Here is a 17,742-nt window from a genome sequence, read left to right on the forward strand (position 1 = left end):
TTTATTTTTTAAAGATTTTTTATGCAGTATAGATTAATCAAAAAAACAGGGGATGAAATTTCATCAATTGGTTTTGGTGCTATGCGTTTGCCATTGAAGAATGGTAAAATTGATAGAACTGAAGCCCGTAAACTTATTTTTCATGCAATAGATAATGGAATCAATTTCATTGACACTGCTTATTTGTATGGTGATAGCGAAACGTTTTTAGGGGAAATTTTAACTGAGGATATACGATCCAAGGTTAAAATATGCACTAAATTACCTGCTATCAATGTTAAAAAATATGAGGACATGGAATCCTTTTTAAATGAACAGTTAAGGAGACTTAATATTGATTGTATTGATTATTATTTAATTCATGGGGTGGATTTAAAAAATATGAATCGCTTGCTAAAACGTGATTTGATTAAATTCATTGAAAAAGCAAAATCTGATGGTAAAATAAAATACATTGGATTTTCATACCATGGTCCTAAAGAAGAATTTCAAACTGTAGTGGACTGTTATGACTGGGATGTTGTAATGGTTCAATATAATTACTTTGATGAAAATGTCCAAGCTAGTATAGAAGGAATAGAATATGCGGCTTCAAAAAACATGGGTATTTTTGTTATGGAACCATTAAAAGGTGGAATTCTTGCAGGTAATATGCCTAAAGAAGCAGAGAAAGTTTTTAGAAAATCTAATCCGGATAAAACTAATGCTGCATGGGCATTGGAATGGGTTTTAAATAATCGTAATGTTACATGTGTTTTATCAGGTATGGATAGTTTTGAGCAGCTTGATGAAAATTTAGCTGTTGCAAATAGAACTACACCAATGTCGATGACTTTTGAAGATTTGGAAACTGTTGAACTTGTTAAAAGAGTAATGAGAAATTCCTTAAAGATTAATTGTTCTACTTGTGGATATTGCATGCCTTGTCCACAGGGTGTAAATATTCCGGAATGTATGAAAATATATAATGAGAAATATTTATTTAACCATAAAGGAATTGCTAATCTGTATAATGATGTCTACTTATTTAATCCAAAAGGTCTTATTAATCAGTCTTTCATTGATTATTACCAATATGTAGGTGGAATTATGGGAAATTCTGGAAATGCAGGTAAATGTAATGCTTGTGGAAAATGTTTGAGGAAATGCCCTCAGAAATTGGATATTATTGCAGAATTGGAGAAGGTTAAGAAAGAATTTGAATTTCCTGGTGTCAAATATATGTTGTTATTTGTTAAACATGTTGGTTTCCCACTTTATAAATTTATAAATAAATTATTAAACTAACATCATTATATATTTCAAAAATAAATTTACTATTGAGGTGAAAAAATGAAACTCGAAGAATTATTAGCACCATGTCCAAAATGTGGTTCAAAAGACAAAATAGCTCACAGAAAAATGTTGGATAATCATAGAGCTCACGCAGAAATGGATACTGTAAAATGTGAAGAATGCGGTTATATTTTCTTCGTTAATGAAAACATGGAAGAAGATGAGAAAAAACAATTACTGAATGAATTAAACAAAATATACGGTTAAAATGACATTTCACGTAATGATTATTCCCACTCTCAATTGTCCATCAAAATGCAAATATTGTTGGGGTTCTGAAAATAAAAAAGAAATGATGGATATTGGAATTATAGATCAGATTATAACTTGGTTAAGTGATTTCAGAGATGATAAAGTTCATTTTACATTCCATGGTGGTGAACCGCTTCTTGCAGGCTATGATTTTTACAAGACCGCTTTAGAAAAATTGTCTCTATTGCCTAATTTAGATGGATTTTCTCTTCAAAGCAATATTTGGCTTTTAACTGATGAACTTATTGATTTATTTGTTGAGTACAATGTTGTTGTAAGTACAAGTATTGACGGACCAAAAGAAATCAATGATTATCAAAGAGGGGAGGGTTACTTTGATAAAACAATGGCCAGATATGAAGCTGCTAAAAATAAAGGATTATTAATTAACTTTGTTTTAACAGTGACTGATTATTCAAAGGATTTCTCTGATGAATTGTATGATTTCTTTAAAAATGAAAAGATGAATTTAAAAATCCATGCAGCTCTTCCATCACTTCGTGGAGACAATGCAGATTCCTGGGCCCTTGAACAAGAAGAGCATGGTAAATTATTGGTTGAATGGTTGGATAAATACCTTTATGACCTGGACAAATTCTCAATAATGGATTTAGATCATATCTCTAAAAGTTCACTTAGAAGAAGGGGAACTCTGTGTACCTTTGCAGATTGTATAGGAACTACATTTGCGGTTGGTTTTGATGGTTCTATTTATCCATGTTATAGATTTGTGGGAATGCCGGATTACATTTTAGGTAATGTCGGTGACAATCCAAGTTTCGATGACTTAAAGACATCTGATGCATGGGTGAAACTTCAAGAATTCAGAGATTATGTTGATGAAAACTGTAAGAAATGTAAGCATGTTAAATATTGTGAAGGAGGATGTCCTTACAATGCTATTGTTGCATATCAGACACCTAAAGCAGTTGACCCGCAGTGTAGAGCATATAAAATGATATTTGATGAAGTTTCAAAAAGAATGAACAAAGAGTTTGCTCGTTCTGCTTTTGGTTTAGGTGGTTCTGAGCCTAAAGGTGAAGGTGAAGCTTTTAGCATAATGGATTTGGCTATGAAGCATTAATCCTTTCTATTTTTTTTAAGTTTTGTGTAGTGCTGAGTATATAAATAAACTCAAAAAAAGTAATAAAGTTTATATTATTGGGTTGATATAATATTCAATAGTAATACTTAGTATTTAAATAAATTCAAAAAAAGTAATACTTTTTTGGTTTCTGTTACTTAATGAATTTAATTTTTTAATGGTTTAAAATTTTGGGAAATCTATTAAAAAATTTTTAAGTAATACTTTGTATTTAAATAAATTCAAAAAAAGTAATACTTAGGGGGGTTTTCTATGATAGATGAAATAACTGATTTCCTATTTGGATTAAAAATGACCATTGTTTCAGGTATATTTTTATTAATTGCAGTTATTTTCATGATTTTTGGAGTTAATACTCCAATTTATTTAAACCCTGCATGGGGAACAGTAATAATAAGCGGTATTCCAATGTTGACATTAGCAATGTCAAGATTAATCCGTGAAAAATGGATTTCTTCTGCACTTTTAATTGCAATTGCTATGGTTGCCTCACTTTTGATTGGTGAAGTTTTTGCAGCAGGTGAAGTTGCATGGATTATGGCATTAGGTGCTATTTTGGAAGACTGGACAGTGGAAAGAGCTAAGAAAGGATTAAAAAATCTTATTAATCTAACTCCACGAACAGGTAGGAGAATAATTAATGGTAATGAAGAGATGATATTTGTCAATGAAATTAAAATTGGGGATATTTTAAGAATTCTTCCAGGTGAAAGTGTACCTGTTGATGGTGAAATTGTAAGGGGTACATCTTCGCTTGATCAGTCAATTATGACTGGTGAATCTCTTCCTATTGATAAAGAAGTAGGTGATGAGGTATTTTGCGGAACCATGAATATGTATGGCGCAATTGACATTAAAGCAACTAGTTTGGATGAAAATTCATCACTTCAAAAATTAATTGATCTTGTAAAAGCAGCTGATGAAAAACAAGCTCCAACACAAAGGATTGCTGATAAATGGGCAACTTGGCTTGTTCCTGTTGCATTAATAATTGCTGTTGTATCTTGGATTGTAACGGGTAATATTGAACGTGGAGTAACAGTTTTGGTAGTATTCTGCCCATGTGCATTAATACTTGCAACACCAACTGCAATAATGGCTGCTATTGGTCAGGCAACAAAATATGGGGTACTTATTAAATCTGGTGAAGCACTTGAAACCCTTGGTGGTCTAAATACTTTAGTATTCGATAAAACTGGCACATTAACTTATGGTAACTTAGAAGTTTCTGATGTTATCTCCTTAAATGAGCATTTAACTGATGAAGATTTGCTAAAAATCACTGCTTCATGTGAAAAATTAAGCGAACATCCATTGGCCAAGGCTATTGTAAATAATGCAAATGAAGTTAAAATTCAAATTGAAGAACCAGAAGAATTTAAAATGTATCCCGGTAAGGGAGTTACATGTATAAATTCCTATGGTAGAGTATATGTAGGAAACTCCAAATTTCTATCCGAAAACAATATTCATATAAATATTGATAGTCAATTAGACAAATTAAAACATGAAGGAAAAGCCTCAATTATAATTGCATTAAATGGTGAAGTCATTGGATTAATCGGATTATCTGATGTTGTTCGTGAAGATTCCAAAAGCATGATTGATAAATTACATGATTTAGGTAATGAGACTATATTGCTAACAGGGGATAACACAGAAACTGCTAATTACTTTGCTGCAAAAGTGGGAATTAGCAGAGTTTATGGAAATTTACTGCCGCATGAAAAGCTTGATCGGATTGAAAAACTCAAAAATGATGGTAAAAATGTCTGCATGATTGGAGATGGCGTAAATGATGCACCCGCTTTAAAAACTTCTGATGTGGGTGTTGCAATGGGTTCAGTTGGAAGTGATGTAGCTATCGAAGCAGCCGATATTGCTCTTTTAGGCGATGATATTGGTAAAATTCCCTATCTTAAAAAACTGTCTAATTCTACATTATTTACAATTAAAGCAAACATTGCAATTTCCATGACAATTAATGCAGTAGCTATTGTCTGTTCTGTACTTGGTTTATTAAATCCTGTAACCGGTGCTATTGTTCACAATGCCGGATCTTGTCTTGTAGTTTTAAATGCAGCATTATTATATGACAGGCACTTTGATGATTCAGTTAAAATAATGGATACTGAAAGTGTTGAACATTCTCATTATCATTTCCACAATGATGGTGAACACACACATTCTCATGACCATGTTCATATAATTAATGAAATAAGAACAGATAATGGAATTAAACATATTCATGCTCACAAACATGCTTTTAGAAGGCAAATTTGCAAAACTTATCACAGTTAGCAGTTTTTTATGTTAATCATACCTCATGATAAATCATTAATATTTATAAAGTATATCTGACATAAATTAAAATACTAATAATATTTGATGAGGATTATGCATGTTAACATCTGTTCAAAAGGAAATTTTACAAACCTTAATAAATTTATATCAATCATCTAATGGTAAGTCTATTAAGGGAGAGGATATTGCTGAGGTTATGGGAAGGAATCCCGGAACAATTCGTAATCAGATGCAATCATTAAGAAGCTTAGGTTTAGTTAAGGGTGTACCAGGTCCTAGAGGAGGATATAAGCCAACTATTGAAGCTTACCACTCTTTAAACATAACTGTTTCAGATAAAGATTCCAAAGTGCCTATTTTTAAAAACGGCAATAGGGTTGAGGATATTTCTGTTGCAAAAATTGAATTTACTAGTGTTCCACAACCGAGTGAATGTGAAGCTGCTATTAAAGTTTTAGGAAGTATTAAAGACTTAACTTTAGGCGATACTATAAGTATTGGACCGACTCCTGTCAACAACTTAGGAATTCTTGGAACTATAGTTGGCCGTGATGATATGGACAATATACTTTTACTTGATACGAAGACTATTAGAAGTATTCCTAAACAATCAGTTGGTGAAATTGCAAGTCGTGATGTCATATCCTTTAAAATGAATTGCACTATAAAAGATGCCGCAAAAAGATTAGCTGAAAATGAGATTGATGGTGCACCGGTAATGAAGGATGGAAAAGTAGTTGGTGTATTCACAGTGTCTGATCTTGTTCACGCGATTGCTGAAGATAAAGATAATTGTACTGTTGGTGAATTGATGTCTACAAATCTTATAATTGTTAATGAGGATTTGAAAATAGCTAATGCAATCGAAGTGATGCTTAAAAAATCAATTTCCAGATTAATTGTTGCAGATAACAATCAAGATTTACTAGGTATTGTTACAAGAACAGATTTGATTAATATAATTGCCAATTTAGATCAATTCCCAATAATTACAAACTAATTTTTAAGTGATTTTTAATGAAGGTTAACCAAATTAATGTAGAAAGTAATATGAATGTGTCTGATTTAATAGATAATTTTGATGCATCCGGTGTTTTGGGTGCTGGTAGAGTAGCTCGTGCACGTAATATTTTAGTTGACATGATACAAGATAAAGACATGAATGTGTTTATGAGTCTTGGAGGTCCCTTAATACCTGGAGGTATGAGAAATGTTGTATCTAAAATGATTAAAGAAGGGCATGTTAATTTAATTGTTTCAAGTGGAGCTAATTTAACACATGATCTTGTAGAGGCATTTGGTGGAGCTCATTATCGCCATGAAGGAAAAGATGATGAAGAATTAAATGAAGAAGGGATAGGTCGTATTGCTGATATTAATGTTGGTTCAGATGATTTTACTATTTTTGAGACAGAAATAACTAAAATATTTGAAAAAATAGCTTCTAAAAGGAAAGTTATTTCAATTCAAGAATTATTATATGAAATTGGTCTTCTAGTTGAAGATGAAAACTCATTTATTGCAAATGCTGCAAAAAATAATGTTCCAATTTTTGCTCCTGGAATAATTGATTCAATGATTGGATTGCAGCTTTGGATTTTTTCCCAGGACCATGACTTTACAATAAGTGCTGCAGGAGATATGCCTTATCTATCTGATATTGTATTCGGTTCGGAGAAAGTTGGTGCAATCCTTTTAGGTGGTGGCCTTACTAAACATTATACTTTAGCATCTAATGTAATTACTGGAGGACTTGATTCAGCTATTCAAATTACAATGGATAGGCCTGAAGCAGGTAGTTTAGGTGGAGCGCCATTAGAAGAAGCAAAATCATGGGCAAAAGCAAAATGCGGATCTAATTTAGCTAGTGTGGTTGGGGATGTTACGGTTATTTTCCCATTAATTTATGCATCTGCATTAGATAAAATCAATAGTGATTAGATGGAATATATTATTTTAGCAATTTTATTTTTGTTATCCGGATTTTTCATGAAATATTCGGATGATTTATTTGATGACAAGAAGGATTTAAAATTTGCAAGTGTTTTCGGTGTTTTATGTGCTATTGCATCTGCTGGTGCTACAATTTATAGTACAGAAGCAGCATATATTTTTATTGCAATCCTGTTAGGCAATTTAATAGCTCTAAAAGTAGATGGCATTCATCATATTATAACATTGCTTTTGTTTGTTTTATTATGTCTCGTATTCGGGATTCCTGAGTTAAGTTATGTCATTTTATTAATCTGTATTTTAGCAGCTCTTGGTGATGAAGTAGGTCATGAATTAATCTCAAAAGTTACTGATAATAAGTTTTTAAATCTATTTTTCGAATATAGGTTTGTAATGAAAGTTGTGATTTTACTTTTGGCTATTGGTGGTGTATTTAGTATTTGGATATTCCTATGCTTTTTATCCTTTGAAATAGCTTATGAATTTGCAGGAATTATTTTTGAAAGATTTAATTAAAAAAAGAAGATAAAAAGAATATAAAATTCTTTTAAATTTTTATTCACCAAGTTCTATGCCCATTTTACCTGCTACTCTTGCAAGAAGTACTGTAACAACAACTGCAACAATAGTCACGATGATTGCATAGATAAATAAACTAGGAAGTGCATCTCCAGTACCAATGATTGTTGCAATTAATTTTTGGATTGCATCATTCCATGCTAAACCTGCTACAAATGCAAATGCAGTAGTAATTAATCCTAAGATTGTTTCCATTACTAATTTGGTTACTTCGTTTGCCATTTATTTTCACCCCATATCATTTTTTTTTGTTTTGTATTTAAAAACAATTTAATTTTTATTTTTTTTAATTAAAATAGTTTAGTCTTATTTTAAAGATTCAATTAAATTTTTGCATGCAGTTTTTGGCTTTTCTGATTCATAAATGCTTCTTCCAACAATGATTGCATTGGAGTATTCAAGTGTTTTTTTACCGTCTCCTCCTTGTTTTCCAACTCCCGGTGAAATAATGTATGATTCATTTCCAACAATATTTCTGATTTCTGATAAACGATCTAATCTAGTTGCTGGTGCAACATAGTTGGTGATTCCCATATCCACTCCCATTTGAGCTATCGCATCTGCATTTTTTTGTAAAAACATTTTAGCACCGGGATGAGACATTTCAGTAAGTAAAAATAATTCTTTTCCATGTTTGTTTGCCATATTCAGACATGCTTGAACACTGTCTTCTCCAACAAAGCCATGGCAGATTATTGCATCGGCTCCTGCTTTAAAAGTTTCATCACATATTTTAGAGTTTGTTGCGTCTATGTCTGCTACTTTGAAGTCACATATCACTTTAAATCCAAACTTATTTTTTAATTTATTAATAATTTCAAGACCTTCTGCCAATGCTAATGGATAACCAATTTTTATTGTATCAATGTATTCTTTAATTGAATCACAAATTTCAATAGCATCACTTTCGTTCATTACATCAAGGGCTAAGATTAAGTTATTTTTTATATTCATGTTATCAACTTTTTGATTTATGATTTGAATAAATTTTTTAATAATATTTATATAGAATAATGTATATAATTAATATTATCAATAATACTTTAATTTATTTTAATTTCAATTAAGTTTTTATTGACTGTTTTGTCAAGTTATATTGATAGACTATTTGGAGGAAATTATTTTATGCATATTATGGAAGGATATTTACCATTAACATGGTGTATTGTGTGGTTTGTCATATCATTCATCATTGTTGCATTTGGTATTTATCAAATTAAAAAAATTGTTGATGAAACCCCTGAATCTAAAGCTTTACTTGCTGTAAGCGGTGCATTCATGTTCATCTTGTCATCTTTGAAATTACCTTCTGTTACTGGAAGTTGTTCTCACCCTTGTGGTAATGGATTGGGCGCAGCATTATTTGGTCCTGCAGTAACTGCAGTATTAGCAACTATTGTTCTTTTATTCCAAGCAATTTTACTTGCTCATGGTGGTTTAACTACATTGGGTGCAAACATATTTTCAATGGGTATTGTCGGACCATTCGTCGCATGGATTGCATACAAAGGTTTGACTAAAGCTAATATCTCTTCTACCATTGCAATATTTTTTGCAGCATTTTTAGGAGATTTATTAACCTACGTAGCTACTTCATTCCAATTAGCATTTGCTTTCCCAGCTCCTACTTTCAGTGCAGCTTTAGGAAAATTCTTAGTTATTTTTGCAGTAACTCAAGTACCATTAGCTATTGGTGAAGCTATATTGACTGTAATTATTTGGGATAGATTAAAAGCTTACAAACCAAAATTGTTGAACAAACTTGGTGCATTAGCTCCTAATGAAGCATAGGTGATTATCATGAAAACATCTACATTAATTATTTTAGCAGTTGTTTGTATTATATTATTTGTAGCACCATTGGCAATGTATAATGGTCATGGGGAAGATGATGGATACTTTGGTGGTGCAGATGATGCTGCAGGCGAAGCTATTGAGGAATCAGGTTTTGAACCTTGGTTTTCATCAATTTGGGAACCACCTAGTGGTGAAATAGAAAGTTTATTATTTGCTCTTCAAGCAGCTATAGGTGCAATCATTATTGGATATGCATTTGGTTACTGGAGAGGTAAAGGTAAAGAAGAATAATTCTTCTTTATTATTTTTTTCTTTTTTTTAAATATTATTTAGTGGTTTTATGAAATTTGACATGGATTATATTGCGCATAACAATGCTTTAACAGAAACAAATCCTTATTTTAAGTTGTTTTTAACAATAATACTTTTAATTGTTACATTAGCATTTGATAATTTATATTTTGATGTAACAGTTTTTGTTATAATGTCTATTGTCATATTAACCATTGCTAAAATTAATTACAAATCATATTTGAAATTTCTATCAATTCCAATGGCTTTTCTTGTTATAACATGTATATTTTTAATATTCTTCTTTGGAAAAGGAGATGTTATATATGAAACAGGAATATTGGGTATTGTAGTTACTACCGATTCGTGGCACTATGGTGTTTACACATTTATGAGGGTGTTGGGTTGTTTACCCTGTTTAGGATTTTTAGCTCTAACAACACCAATTGCAAAGATTTTAAATTGTTTAAGGACTTTGAAAGTTCCAAAAATTTTAATTGAAATTGCACTTTTAATGTATAATTCAATTTTCATATTTTTAAATGAAATCGATACAATGCAAAAAGCACAAGAGACTAGACTTGGTTATCATTCCTATTGGTCTTCATTTAGTTCTTTGGGGGCTCTTGTAAGTATAATATTTTTAAGATCTCTTGATAAAAGTGAAACATTACAGTACTCTTTAGACTCAAGAGGTTATTCTGGTGAACTTCCGGTTTACGAACCAAAAAAGAGATGATTAACATGTTAGAAGTAAAAAATATTAAATATTCTTATAATTCAAATTATCAAGCACTTAAAGGAGTAAGCTTAAAAGTTGATAAAGGTGAAATGGTAGCTCTTTTAGGTAAAAATGGTGCAGGTAAATCTACTTTATTTCTTCATTTAAATGGAATTTACAGGCCGGATGAAGGAAAAGTTTTCATTGATGGTGAAGAATTAAAATATGATAAAAAATCTCTGCTTAAGTTTAGACAAAAGGTCGGAATTGTATTTCAAAATCCTGATGATCAGATATTTGCACCAACAGTCGAGGAAGATGTTGCATTCGGTCCTCTGAATTTAGGATTGCCAATGGAAGAAGTTCAAGACAGAGTTGAAGAAGCATTAGTTCGTGTTGGAATGTCAGGTTATGAAAAAACAGCTCCTCATCATTTAAGTGGCGGACAAAAGAAAAGAGTAGCTATTGCAGGTATTCTTGCAATGAAACCTGAGATAATGGTTTTGGATGAACCAACTGCAGGTCTTGATCCACAGGGAGTTGTAGATTTATCTAAATTATTGAGAGAACTTAACGATGAAGGAATTACAATTATAATTTCAACACATGATGTTGAGTTAGTTCCGAATTATGCTCAAAGAGTATTTGTTTTAGTTGATGGTTTATTGATTGCAGAAGGCACTCCTAAAGAGATTTTTGCAAAACCAGAAATTTTGGAAAAAGCAAACTTGAAAGTTCCAATTGTTACAGAATTATTTCAAAAACTTGAAGATGAAGGTTTTGACATGGAAGGGAATTATCCTCTAACAATTGATGAAGCTAAGGATAAGTTTTTAAAATTATTGCACGAAAACTAATTTTTTTAAAACACTAATTTTTTAATAATTTCAAAGATATAATTATTAATTATATGAATTTCATATAATACTTTTTTTAAATTACTTAAACATTTATATTAATAAAAACATAACTTTTTTTAAGGTGAATTTACATGAGAATTGGAATTTGTGATACAACTTTTGCTCGTTTTGATATGGCTGGAGCAGCTATAGATGAGCTTAAAAAGAATGCTTATGATTTAAAGATAATTCGTCAAACAGTTCCAGGGGTAAAAGACTTGCCTGTAACTGCTAAAATTCTCATTGAAGAAGAAAACTGTGATATTGTAATGGCGCTTGGAATGCCCGGACCAATGAAAAAGGATAAAATGTGTGCTCATGAAGCATCAACAGGTCTTATTAATGCACAACTGATGACAAATAAACATATTTTGGAAGTATTTGTACATGAAGATGAAGAAGATAATCCTGTTGAACTTGCTAAACTTGCAGAAAACAGGGCACGTGAACATGCACAAAATTTAATTAAAATGATGTATCACAGAAAAGCAATGAGAAAAGAAGCTGGAATGGGAATGCGTGAAGGAAAAGAAAATGCAGGACCATTATAAAAGGTGTAAAATGGGATTTGAAGTCACAGAGGAAGATAAAAAAGCTACATATGTTATTCTTCCAGCATATAATGAAGCTACAAGAATCCAGCCTGTAATTGAAGAAATTGCGGAAAAAGGATATAACATGATTATTGTTAATGACGGTTCTTCAGATAATACTTTGGATGTTATAAAGGAATCTCAAAATAAGTATCCTGATAAGATTTTTATTTACTCTCATATGATTAATCGTGGTGTTGGAGTAGCTATGCAAACAGGCTTTGATGCTGTTTTAAGATATAATCCAAGATATATTGTTAATATGGATTCTGATGGTCAGCATGATGCTGATGATTTGGAAAATGTATTGGAACCCTTAATAATGGGCAGGGCTCAGGCAGTAATAGGGGTCAGACCTTTAAAAGACATGCCTTTAACTAGGAATATTGCTAATGCAATAATGAATCTTCTCACAAAAGTATTTTATAAAGTTGATGTAAGTGATTCACAGACTGGTTTTAGGGCTATTACAATTGATGCTTTGAGAAAAATAAATATTAATGCTAGAGGATATCTTATCTCTTCTGAATTTATACGTGAAGTCAATGATAATAAAATTCCATTTGAAGAAGTCGAGATAAGAACAATTTACACTCCTGAAACTCGAGCGAAAGGAACAAATGTGGCTGTTGCATTTAAAATATTAATTCAAATGATTAAACACAGGTTGAGGTGATTAAATGTTATTTTATTCAATTTTATTTCCAATAATATCTTTAATTGCTATTATTTGGCTTTTATGGAGATATCTGAATGAAAAAGATTCTTTAATTACGGTTATTTTATGGGCTGTTTTCTTGATTATTGTTAGTGTATTTGCAATTTTCCCTCATGCAAGTACTACATTTGCTAAATTGTTTGGTATAACTCGGGGATTGGATTTTATAATCATAATTGTATTTGCAGTGTTGGTATATACAATTTTTAAATTATATTATAAAATCGATAAATTAGAAGATAACATAAATAAAATAGTTAAAGAAGTAGCTTTGAGCAATGAAATATCCCTTAAAGATAAAGAGGATTAATTTATGTTGTATTTTAGAGGATGTACAGCACGGGAAAAATTAAATAATATTCAATCTGCAACTGAAAAGTTATTAAAACTGGCGGATGTTGATTATCATATTTTAGATGATGAAAAATGTTGCGGGTCTGTTTTACTTAGAACAGGTTTTTTAAAAGAAGCTGAAGATCAAATTAAAAAAAATACTGAAATTCTTAAAGGAGAAACCATTATTACTTCATGTGCTGGATGTTATAAAACATTAACAGAAGATTATGATGGTTTGGATGTAATCCATATCTCCCAATTACTTGATGAGCTAATTAAAGAAGGTAAACTCAAGTTATCTAAAATGGATTTGGATGTCACTTTCCATGATTCCTGTCATTTAGGACGCCATTGTGCTGTTTTTGAGGAACCTAGAGATGTGATTACATCTGTTGCTGATATTGTTGAGATGAAAAATATTCGTGAAAATAGTTTGTGTTGTGGTGCTGGCGGTGGTGTAAAATCTGCTTATCCTGAAATTGCAGATCAAATGGCAAAATCAAGAATAGAACAAGCAAAAGAAACAGGTTGCAAAACGTTGGTAACTTCATGTCCTTTCTGTAAGCTTAATTTGGAAAACGGTGATTTGGAAGTACTTGATCTAACTGAATTTTTAGTTAAATATGGTGGTTTAAATGAAAGACAGTGAACTTGAAACAATGAGAAATTCATTTAATACAGTTAAGAATAGATCAAATTCACTTATTGAATCACCATCTGCTAAAAGACTGATTTCAAGAGGTCGTGAAATCAAAAAATATTCAATTGAAAATAATGATGAATTACTTAATCAGGTTTGTGAATCATTTAAACGTAATGATGTTGATTTTAAAATTGCTGAAACGGCAGAAGATGCTCTAAGTATTATAGATGATTTGCTCTGTGAATATGATTGCAATACCATTGCAAAAGCTAAATCTAATACTTTAGGTGAAATCAATCTTAAAAGACATTTAGCCAATGAAAATATTGATGTTGTTGAAACAGATCTTGGAGATAGAATTTTACAGCTTAAAAAAATTGATAATAAACCAGTTCATCCAACTGGACCTGCTTCACATTTGAATGTTGATAATATCACTGATATTGTTAATGAATCATTGGATGTCAATGTTAATCCGGTTCCAAGAGAAATCATGGAAGCTGTAAGGTATGATGTGCTTAAGCGTTTGGAAAATGCAAATGTAGGTATAAGTGGAGCTAACGCAATAGCATCTGAAGAGGGATCTATTGTGATGGTGCATAATGAAGGTAATATTTCGCTTGTTTCACTAAAGGATTTGCATATAATTGTGGCTGGAATTGATAAAATAGTGCCTACATTGGAAGATGCAATTTCAATTGTAAAGCTTGAAACTATATTTGCTACTGGAAACTATGTAACATCATATATGAATGTAATTTCAGGACCATCAAAAACAGCAGATATTGAAAAAAAACTTTTAAAAAATATGTATGGTGCTGAAAGAGTAGTTGTTATTTTACTTGATAATGGAAGAAGTGATGCAACACAGGAATGTCTTTATTGTATTGGTTGTGGTAATTGTGTTGTTCACTGTCCAGTTTATAATGCTGTTGGAAATGAATTCGGATTTAATAATTATTTAGGTGGTCGTGGAGTTGCAATGTCAAAGTTCATTGAAGATGATGAGACATGTTATAACTCAGGATTATATATGTGCACTTTATGCGGATTATGCACTTTAAATTGTCCTGTTGATATTCCAACTAATGAAATTATTGAAAATATGAGAAAATTATCTGCTGATGCCGGTTTCTATCCGAAAGCTCATGGAATTATTAAAGATAATGTTTCTAGTAAAGATTCACCCTATTAATTTTTAAAATACTGATTTTTTATCATATTTTTTTAAAAAACAATAATATTATATGTAATAAGATAGTAATATTAATATATTATAATATAATATTGGAGGAAATTTATGCTTCTATTAATTAGTCCTATAAATCGTGAAGAAGCTCTTGAATCAATTGAAGGTGGAGCAGACATTGTTGATGTAAAAAATCCTAAAGAAGGTTCTTTAGGTGCTAATTTTCCTTGGGTAATTAAGGAAATTAGAGAATTAACTCCTGAAGATAAGCTTGTAAGTGCTACTTTAGGTGATGTACCTTACAAACCAGGTACAGTTTCTCTTGCAGCAATGGGCGCTCATGTTTCTGGAGCAGATTATATTAAAGTCGGATTATATGGAACAAAAAACCATGATGAAGCTGTTGAAGTCATGGAAAATGTTGTTAAAACTGTAAAAGAAATAAGTGAAGAAACTATTATTGTAGCAGCAGGATATGCAGATGCTCACCGTGTAGGTGCTGTTGAGCCTATGGAAATTCCAAAAATCGCAAAAGATGCAGGTTGCGACCTTGCAATGTTGGATACTGCTGTTAAAGACGGTCATACTTTATTTGATTATTTGGATTTAAATCAATTAAAGGAATTTGTTGATGAAGCTCACGGATATGGTTTGTTAACTGCACTTGCAGGTTCTGTTAAAAAGGATCAATTAAAACCATTACATGATATTGGTTGTGATGTTGTTGGTATTAGAGGAGCTGCTTGTGTTGGTGGTGATAGAAACACTGGTAAAATACACCATACTGCAGTTGCTGAGCTTAAAGAATTATGTGATTCATTTTAAATAGGTGTTACTCATGTCATTTTCCAAAAAAGTTCAAGAAGCAAGAATGTCTTACACTTTTGATGATTTTCTTTTAACTCCTAATGCAAGTTATGTTGAACCAAAAGACATTGATACTAGAATCGAATTAGGAAAAGGAATTAGATTGAATATTCCAGTTTTAAGTGCTGCTATGGATACTGTAACTGAAGCAGATCTTGCAATTGCTATGGCACAAGAAGGTGGAGTAGGTGTAATTCACAGAAATATCACTCAAGAAAGACAAGTTGAAGAAGTTAAAAAAGTTAAAAATGCTGAAGATTTGACAATTCGTGATGTTATAACTATCACTCCGGATTCCACTATTGCAGATGTTCAAACTAAAATGCAAGATGAATTGATAAGTGGTCTTCCAGTTGTTGAAGGTGATAAAATTATTGGTATTATCTCTAAAAGGGATATTAGGCCAGTTTTAAAATCAGAACCTGATAAAACTGTAAAAGATATCATGACTTCGGATGTTGTAACTGTTGAAGAGGGAGTTTCAGCTGAAGAAGCATTAAATATCGCTTATGAGAATAAAGTGGAAAGACTTCCTGTTGTTCGTGATGGCAAATTAGTTGGAATTCTCACTATTAAGGATATTTTAAATCAAGCACAGTATCCTAATGCCGCTCGTGATAAAAATGGTAACTATTTAGTTGCTGCAGCTTGTGGACCATTTGATTTAGACAGAGCAATGGCACTTGATCAAGCAGGTGCAGATATAATTTCTATTGATTGTGCTCATGCTCACAATATGAATGTAGTTAAATTCACTGAGACTATTAAGGATAACATTGATGCCGAGTTATGTGTTGGTAATATTGCTACTGCTGAAGCTGCTGAAGACTTGATATCCATGGGTGTAGATGCACTTAAAGTTGGTATTGGTCCTGGTTCAATGTGCACTACTCGTATTGTGGCTGGTGTTGGTGTACCGCAATTGACTGCTATTTCTGATGTTGCTGATGCAGTTGAAGATACTGGTGTTCCTGTTATTGCTGATGGTGGTATTAGATATTCTGGTGATGTTGCTAAAGCTATTGGTGCTGGTGCAGATGCAGTAATGCTTGGTAATTTACTTGCAGCTTCTCTTGAAGCTCCTGGAGATATTGTTGTTATGAATGGAAAACAATACAAGAAATACCGTGGCATGGGATCAATGGGTGCAATGACCAGTGAATATGACGGTGGAGCAGACAGATATTTCCAAGGTCAAAAAAGTAAAATGAACCACACTAAATATGTTCCTGAAGGAATTGAAGGTGCTGTACCTTATAAAGGAACTGTTGCAGAAATATTATTCCAATTAGTAGGAGGATTAAAATCCTCTATGGGATACTGTGGTGCTAAAGATATTGCTGCTATGCAGGAAAAAGCTAATTTTGTTAGAATCACTAGTAGCGGTATTAAAGAATCCCACCCTCATGATTTGTTAATCACTAACGAGAGTCCTAATTATCCAACTCTTGACTAGTTGGATATTATTTAATATTTTTTGATGAGACAAGCACAGACATAAAAGATTTATAGGAAATAGTTTTTTCTCATCAAAATTTTCATATTTCCATCTGAAAATGTTGTTTTTTCTTAAAATTACTTATTTTAAGCAAACCTTTAAATATTAGTTAGTATAATATTATCATATTAGATAATTTTATGTTTATGACATAATTAATGTAAATTATATGAATTTACATCTTTTATTAAATTTTATTATTAACGGAGAGAATATAAATGGCAAGAACTAAAAAAGTTGGTATTACAGGAAGGTTCGGTGCAAGATACGGAAGAAAAGCTAAAAGATCTGTAAAGATTATTGAAGAAAACATGAAAAAAAATCATGTTTGCCCTAAATGTGCTAGACCTTATGTTAAAAGACAAGCTGCTGGAATTTGGAAATGCAGAAAATGTGGCGCAGTATTTACTGGAGGAGCTTACATTCCACAAACTCCTATGGCAAAATCTGCAACACGTAATATTAGGGATATTAAAGTGGAGGAATAAGCTTTGTATAGGTGTCCAAGTTGTGGAGCAGAAGTAGACCACAAAAGTTACATGGAAAATAAATGTCCTAAATGCAGATATAGGATTTTATTTAAAAATGTGCCTGAAACTACTAGAATAATCAAAGCAAGATAATTTTATCTGTTTTCACTAAATTTTTTACTATTTTTGATT

The 17,742-nt window shown here is 31.6% G+C and carries 22 protein-coding genes; 20 read left to right on the forward strand and 2 right to left on the reverse strand.

Annotated elements, in window-relative coordinates; translation table 11 throughout:
• The first annotated feature begins 21 nt into the window (after positions 1 to 21).
• The 7 genes from EDC42_RS05625 (at position 22) to EDC42_RS05655 (ending at position 7,465) form a co-directional block, all read left to right on the forward strand.
• Positions 22 to 1,287 carry an aldo/keto reductase gene (locus tag EDC42_RS05625; RefSeq protein WP_069574543.1) on the forward strand — a complete coding sequence of 422 codons (1,266 nt, stop codon included), beginning with the start codon at positions 22 to 24 and terminating at the stop codon, positions 1,285 to 1,287.
• A 45-nt stretch (positions 1,288 to 1,332) separates the two neighbouring features.
• The gene (locus EDC42_RS05630; protein ID WP_069574544.1) at positions 1,333 to 1,542 is read left to right on the forward strand and encodes a TIGR04165 family Cys-rich peptide; all 210 of its coding nucleotides are present in this window, start codon (positions 1,333 to 1,335) and stop codon (positions 1,540 to 1,542) included.
• Between the two features lies 1 nt (position 1,543).
• Positions 1,544 to 2,671 carry a TIGR04083 family peptide-modifying radical SAM enzyme gene (locus tag EDC42_RS05635; RefSeq protein WP_069574545.1) on the forward strand — a complete coding sequence of 376 codons (1,128 nt, stop codon included), beginning with the start codon at positions 1,544 to 1,546 and terminating at the stop codon, positions 2,669 to 2,671.
• Between the two features lie 273 nt (positions 2,672 to 2,944).
• The gene (locus EDC42_RS05640; RefSeq protein ID WP_069575174.1) at positions 2,945 to 4,993 is read left to right on the forward strand and encodes a heavy metal translocating P-type ATPase; all 2,049 of its coding nucleotides are present in this window, start codon (positions 2,945 to 2,947) and stop codon (positions 4,991 to 4,993) included.
• 100 nt (positions 4,994 to 5,093) lie between these two features.
• Positions 5,094 to 5,996, forward strand: coding sequence for a CBS domain-containing protein (locus EDC42_RS05645; protein ID WP_069575173.1), 903 nt, complete (start codon positions 5,094 to 5,096; stop codon positions 5,994 to 5,996).
• A 17-nt stretch (positions 5,997 to 6,013) separates the two neighbouring features.
• On the forward strand, positions 6,014 to 6,937 hold the full coding sequence (locus EDC42_RS05650; protein ID WP_069575172.1) for a deoxyhypusine synthase: 924 nt from the start codon (positions 6,014 to 6,016) through the stop codon (positions 6,935 to 6,937).
• Entirely contained in the window at positions 6,938 to 7,465 is a 528-nt protein-coding gene (locus EDC42_RS05655) for a hypothetical protein (RefSeq protein ID WP_069575171.1), read from the forward strand.
• 39 nt (positions 7,466 to 7,504) lie between these two features.
• Here EDC42_RS05655 and EDC42_RS05660 read toward each other — a convergent pair whose 3' ends face one another.
• Both EDC42_RS05660 and pyrF read right to left on the reverse strand, forming a co-directional pair.
• Entirely contained in the window at positions 7,505 to 7,750 is a 246-nt protein-coding gene (locus tag EDC42_RS05660) for a DUF5654 family protein (protein ID WP_069575170.1), read from the reverse strand.
• An 84-nt stretch (positions 7,751 to 7,834) separates the two neighbouring features.
• Entirely contained in the window at positions 7,835 to 8,482 is a 648-nt protein-coding gene (gene pyrF, locus EDC42_RS05665) for an orotidine-5'-phosphate decarboxylase (RefSeq protein WP_069575169.1), read from the reverse strand.
• A gap of 171 nt (positions 8,483 to 8,653) precedes the next feature.
• Between pyrF and cbiM the strand changes: the two genes are divergently transcribed.
• The 13 genes from cbiM to EDC42_RS05730 all read left to right on the forward strand — a co-directional run bounded on the left by cbiM (position 8,654) and on the right by EDC42_RS05730 (position 17,703).
• On the forward strand, positions 8,654 to 9,319 hold the full coding sequence (cbiM, locus tag EDC42_RS05670; RefSeq protein ID WP_069575168.1) for a cobalt ECF transporter S component CbiM: 666 nt from the start codon (positions 8,654 to 8,656) through the stop codon (positions 9,317 to 9,319).
• Between the two features lie 9 nt (positions 9,320 to 9,328).
• The gene (locus EDC42_RS05675; RefSeq protein WP_069575167.1) at positions 9,329 to 9,616 is read left to right on the forward strand and encodes an energy-coupling factor ABC transporter substrate-binding protein; all 288 of its coding nucleotides are present in this window, start codon (positions 9,329 to 9,331) and stop codon (positions 9,614 to 9,616) included.
• Positions 9,617 to 9,665: 49 nt separating this feature from the next.
• Complete coding sequence (gene cbiQ, locus EDC42_RS05680; RefSeq protein ID WP_069575166.1) at positions 9,666 to 10,355, forward strand: cobalt ECF transporter T component CbiQ; 690 nt, start codon at positions 9,666 to 9,668, stop codon at positions 10,353 to 10,355.
• Between the two features lie 5 nt (positions 10,356 to 10,360).
• The gene (locus EDC42_RS05685) at positions 10,361 to 11,194 is read left to right on the forward strand and encodes an ATP-binding cassette domain-containing protein (protein WP_069575175.1); all 834 of its coding nucleotides are present in this window, start codon (positions 10,361 to 10,363) and stop codon (positions 11,192 to 11,194) included.
• Between the two features lie 134 nt (positions 11,195 to 11,328).
• On the forward strand, positions 11,329 to 11,787 hold the full coding sequence (gene ribC, locus EDC42_RS05690) for a riboflavin synthase (protein WP_069575165.1): 459 nt from the start codon (positions 11,329 to 11,331) through the stop codon (positions 11,785 to 11,787).
• Positions 11,788 to 11,797: 10 nt separating this feature from the next.
• The gene (locus EDC42_RS05695; RefSeq protein ID WP_069575164.1) at positions 11,798 to 12,505 is read left to right on the forward strand and encodes a glycosyltransferase family 2 protein; all 708 of its coding nucleotides are present in this window, start codon (positions 11,798 to 11,800) and stop codon (positions 12,503 to 12,505) included.
• Between the two features lie 4 nt (positions 12,506 to 12,509).
• The gene (locus tag EDC42_RS05700) at positions 12,510 to 12,857 is read left to right on the forward strand and encodes a DUF2304 domain-containing protein (protein WP_069575163.1); all 348 of its coding nucleotides are present in this window, start codon (positions 12,510 to 12,512) and stop codon (positions 12,855 to 12,857) included.
• Positions 12,858 to 12,860: 3 nt separating this feature from the next.
• Positions 12,861 to 13,532 (forward strand): (Fe-S)-binding protein, encoded by a 672-nt coding sequence (locus tag EDC42_RS05705; RefSeq protein ID WP_069575162.1) that lies wholly within the window; start codon positions 12,861 to 12,863, stop codon positions 13,530 to 13,532.
• On the forward strand, positions 13,519 to 14,721 hold the full coding sequence (locus EDC42_RS05710; RefSeq protein ID WP_069575161.1) for an LUD domain-containing protein: 1,203 nt from the start codon (positions 13,519 to 13,521) through the stop codon (positions 14,719 to 14,721). Before EDC42_RS05705 ends, EDC42_RS05710 begins: the two co-directional genes overlap by 14 nt.
• A 105-nt stretch (positions 14,722 to 14,826) precedes the next feature.
• Positions 14,827 to 15,540, forward strand: coding sequence for a (5-formylfuran-3-yl)methyl phosphate synthase (locus tag EDC42_RS05715; protein ID WP_069575160.1), 714 nt, complete (start codon positions 14,827 to 14,829; stop codon positions 15,538 to 15,540).
• Positions 15,541 to 15,553: 13 nt separating this feature from the next.
• Positions 15,554 to 17,038, forward strand: coding sequence for an IMP dehydrogenase (gene guaB, locus EDC42_RS05720; RefSeq protein WP_069575159.1), 1,485 nt, complete (start codon positions 15,554 to 15,556; stop codon positions 17,036 to 17,038).
• Between the two features lie 260 nt (positions 17,039 to 17,298).
• Entirely contained in the window at positions 17,299 to 17,568 is a 270-nt protein-coding gene (gene rpl37A, locus EDC42_RS05725) for a 50S ribosomal protein L37Ae (RefSeq protein WP_069575158.1), read from the forward strand.
• Between the two features lie 3 nt (positions 17,569 to 17,571).
• Positions 17,572 to 17,703, forward strand: coding sequence for a DNA-directed RNA polymerase subunit P (locus EDC42_RS05730; RefSeq protein ID WP_069575157.1), 132 nt, complete (start codon positions 17,572 to 17,574; stop codon positions 17,701 to 17,703).
• Positions 17,704 to 17,742 lie beyond the last annotated feature (39 nt).

The sequence above is a fragment of the Methanobrevibacter gottschalkii DSM 11977 genome (assembly GCF_003814835.1).
In the GTDB taxonomy this organism is placed as follows: Archaea; Methanobacteriota; Methanobacteria; order Methanobacteriales; family Methanobacteriaceae; genus Methanocatella; species Methanocatella gottschalkii.

Coding starts and splice junctions, on each gene's coding strand:
- EDC42_RS05715 (WP_069575160.1), top strand. CDS start 14,827: ATGCTTCTATTAATTAGTCCTATAAATCGTGAAGAAGCTCTTGAATCA.
- ribC (WP_069575165.1), top strand. CDS start 11,329: ATGAGAATTGGAATTTGTGATACAACTTTTGCTCGTTTTGATATGGCT.
- EDC42_RS05655 (WP_069575171.1), top strand. CDS start 6,938: ATGGAATATATTATTTTAGCAATTTTATTTTTGTTATCCGGATTTTTC.
- EDC42_RS05710 (WP_069575161.1), top strand. CDS start 13,519: ATGAAAGACAGTGAACTTGAAACAATGAGAAATTCATTTAATACAGTT.
- EDC42_RS05625 (WP_069574543.1), top strand. CDS start 22: ATGCAGTATAGATTAATCAAAAAAACAGGGGATGAAATTTCATCAATT.
- EDC42_RS05645 (WP_069575173.1), top strand. CDS start 5,094: ATGTTAACATCTGTTCAAAAGGAAATTTTACAAACCTTAATAAATTTA.
- EDC42_RS05660 (WP_069575170.1), bottom strand. CDS start 7,750: ATGGCAAACGAAGTAACCAAATTAGTAATGGAAACAATCTTAGGATTA.
- guaB (WP_069575159.1), top strand. CDS start 15,554: ATGTCATTTTCCAAAAAAGTTCAAGAAGCAAGAATGTCTTACACTTTT.
- EDC42_RS05650 (WP_069575172.1), top strand. CDS start 6,014: ATGAAGGTTAACCAAATTAATGTAGAAAGTAATATGAATGTGTCTGAT.
- EDC42_RS05700 (WP_069575163.1), top strand. CDS start 12,510: ATGTTATTTTATTCAATTTTATTTCCAATAATATCTTTAATTGCTATT.
- EDC42_RS05685 (WP_069575175.1), top strand. CDS start 10,361: ATGTTAGAAGTAAAAAATATTAAATATTCTTATAATTCAAATTATCAA.
- cbiQ (WP_069575166.1), top strand. CDS start 9,666: ATGAAATTTGACATGGATTATATTGCGCATAACAATGCTTTAACAGAA.
- pyrF (WP_069575169.1), bottom strand. CDS start 8,482: ATGAATATAAAAAATAACTTAATCTTAGCCCTTGATGTAATGAACGAA.
- rpl37A (WP_069575158.1), top strand. CDS start 17,299: ATGGCAAGAACTAAAAAAGTTGGTATTACAGGAAGGTTCGGTGCAAGA.
- EDC42_RS05640 (WP_069575174.1), top strand. CDS start 2,945: ATGATAGATGAAATAACTGATTTCCTATTTGGATTAAAAATGACCATT.
- EDC42_RS05635 (WP_069574545.1), top strand. CDS start 1,544: ATGACATTTCACGTAATGATTATTCCCACTCTCAATTGTCCATCAAAA.
- EDC42_RS05705 (WP_069575162.1), top strand. CDS start 12,861: ATGTTGTATTTTAGAGGATGTACAGCACGGGAAAAATTAAATAATATT.
- EDC42_RS05675 (WP_069575167.1), top strand. CDS start 9,329: ATGAAAACATCTACATTAATTATTTTAGCAGTTGTTTGTATTATATTA.
- EDC42_RS05630 (WP_069574544.1), top strand. CDS start 1,333: ATGAAACTCGAAGAATTATTAGCACCATGTCCAAAATGTGGTTCAAAA.
- cbiM (WP_069575168.1), top strand. CDS start 8,654: ATGCATATTATGGAAGGATATTTACCATTAACATGGTGTATTGTGTGG.
- EDC42_RS05695 (WP_069575164.1), top strand. CDS start 11,798: ATGGGATTTGAAGTCACAGAGGAAGATAAAAAAGCTACATATGTTATT.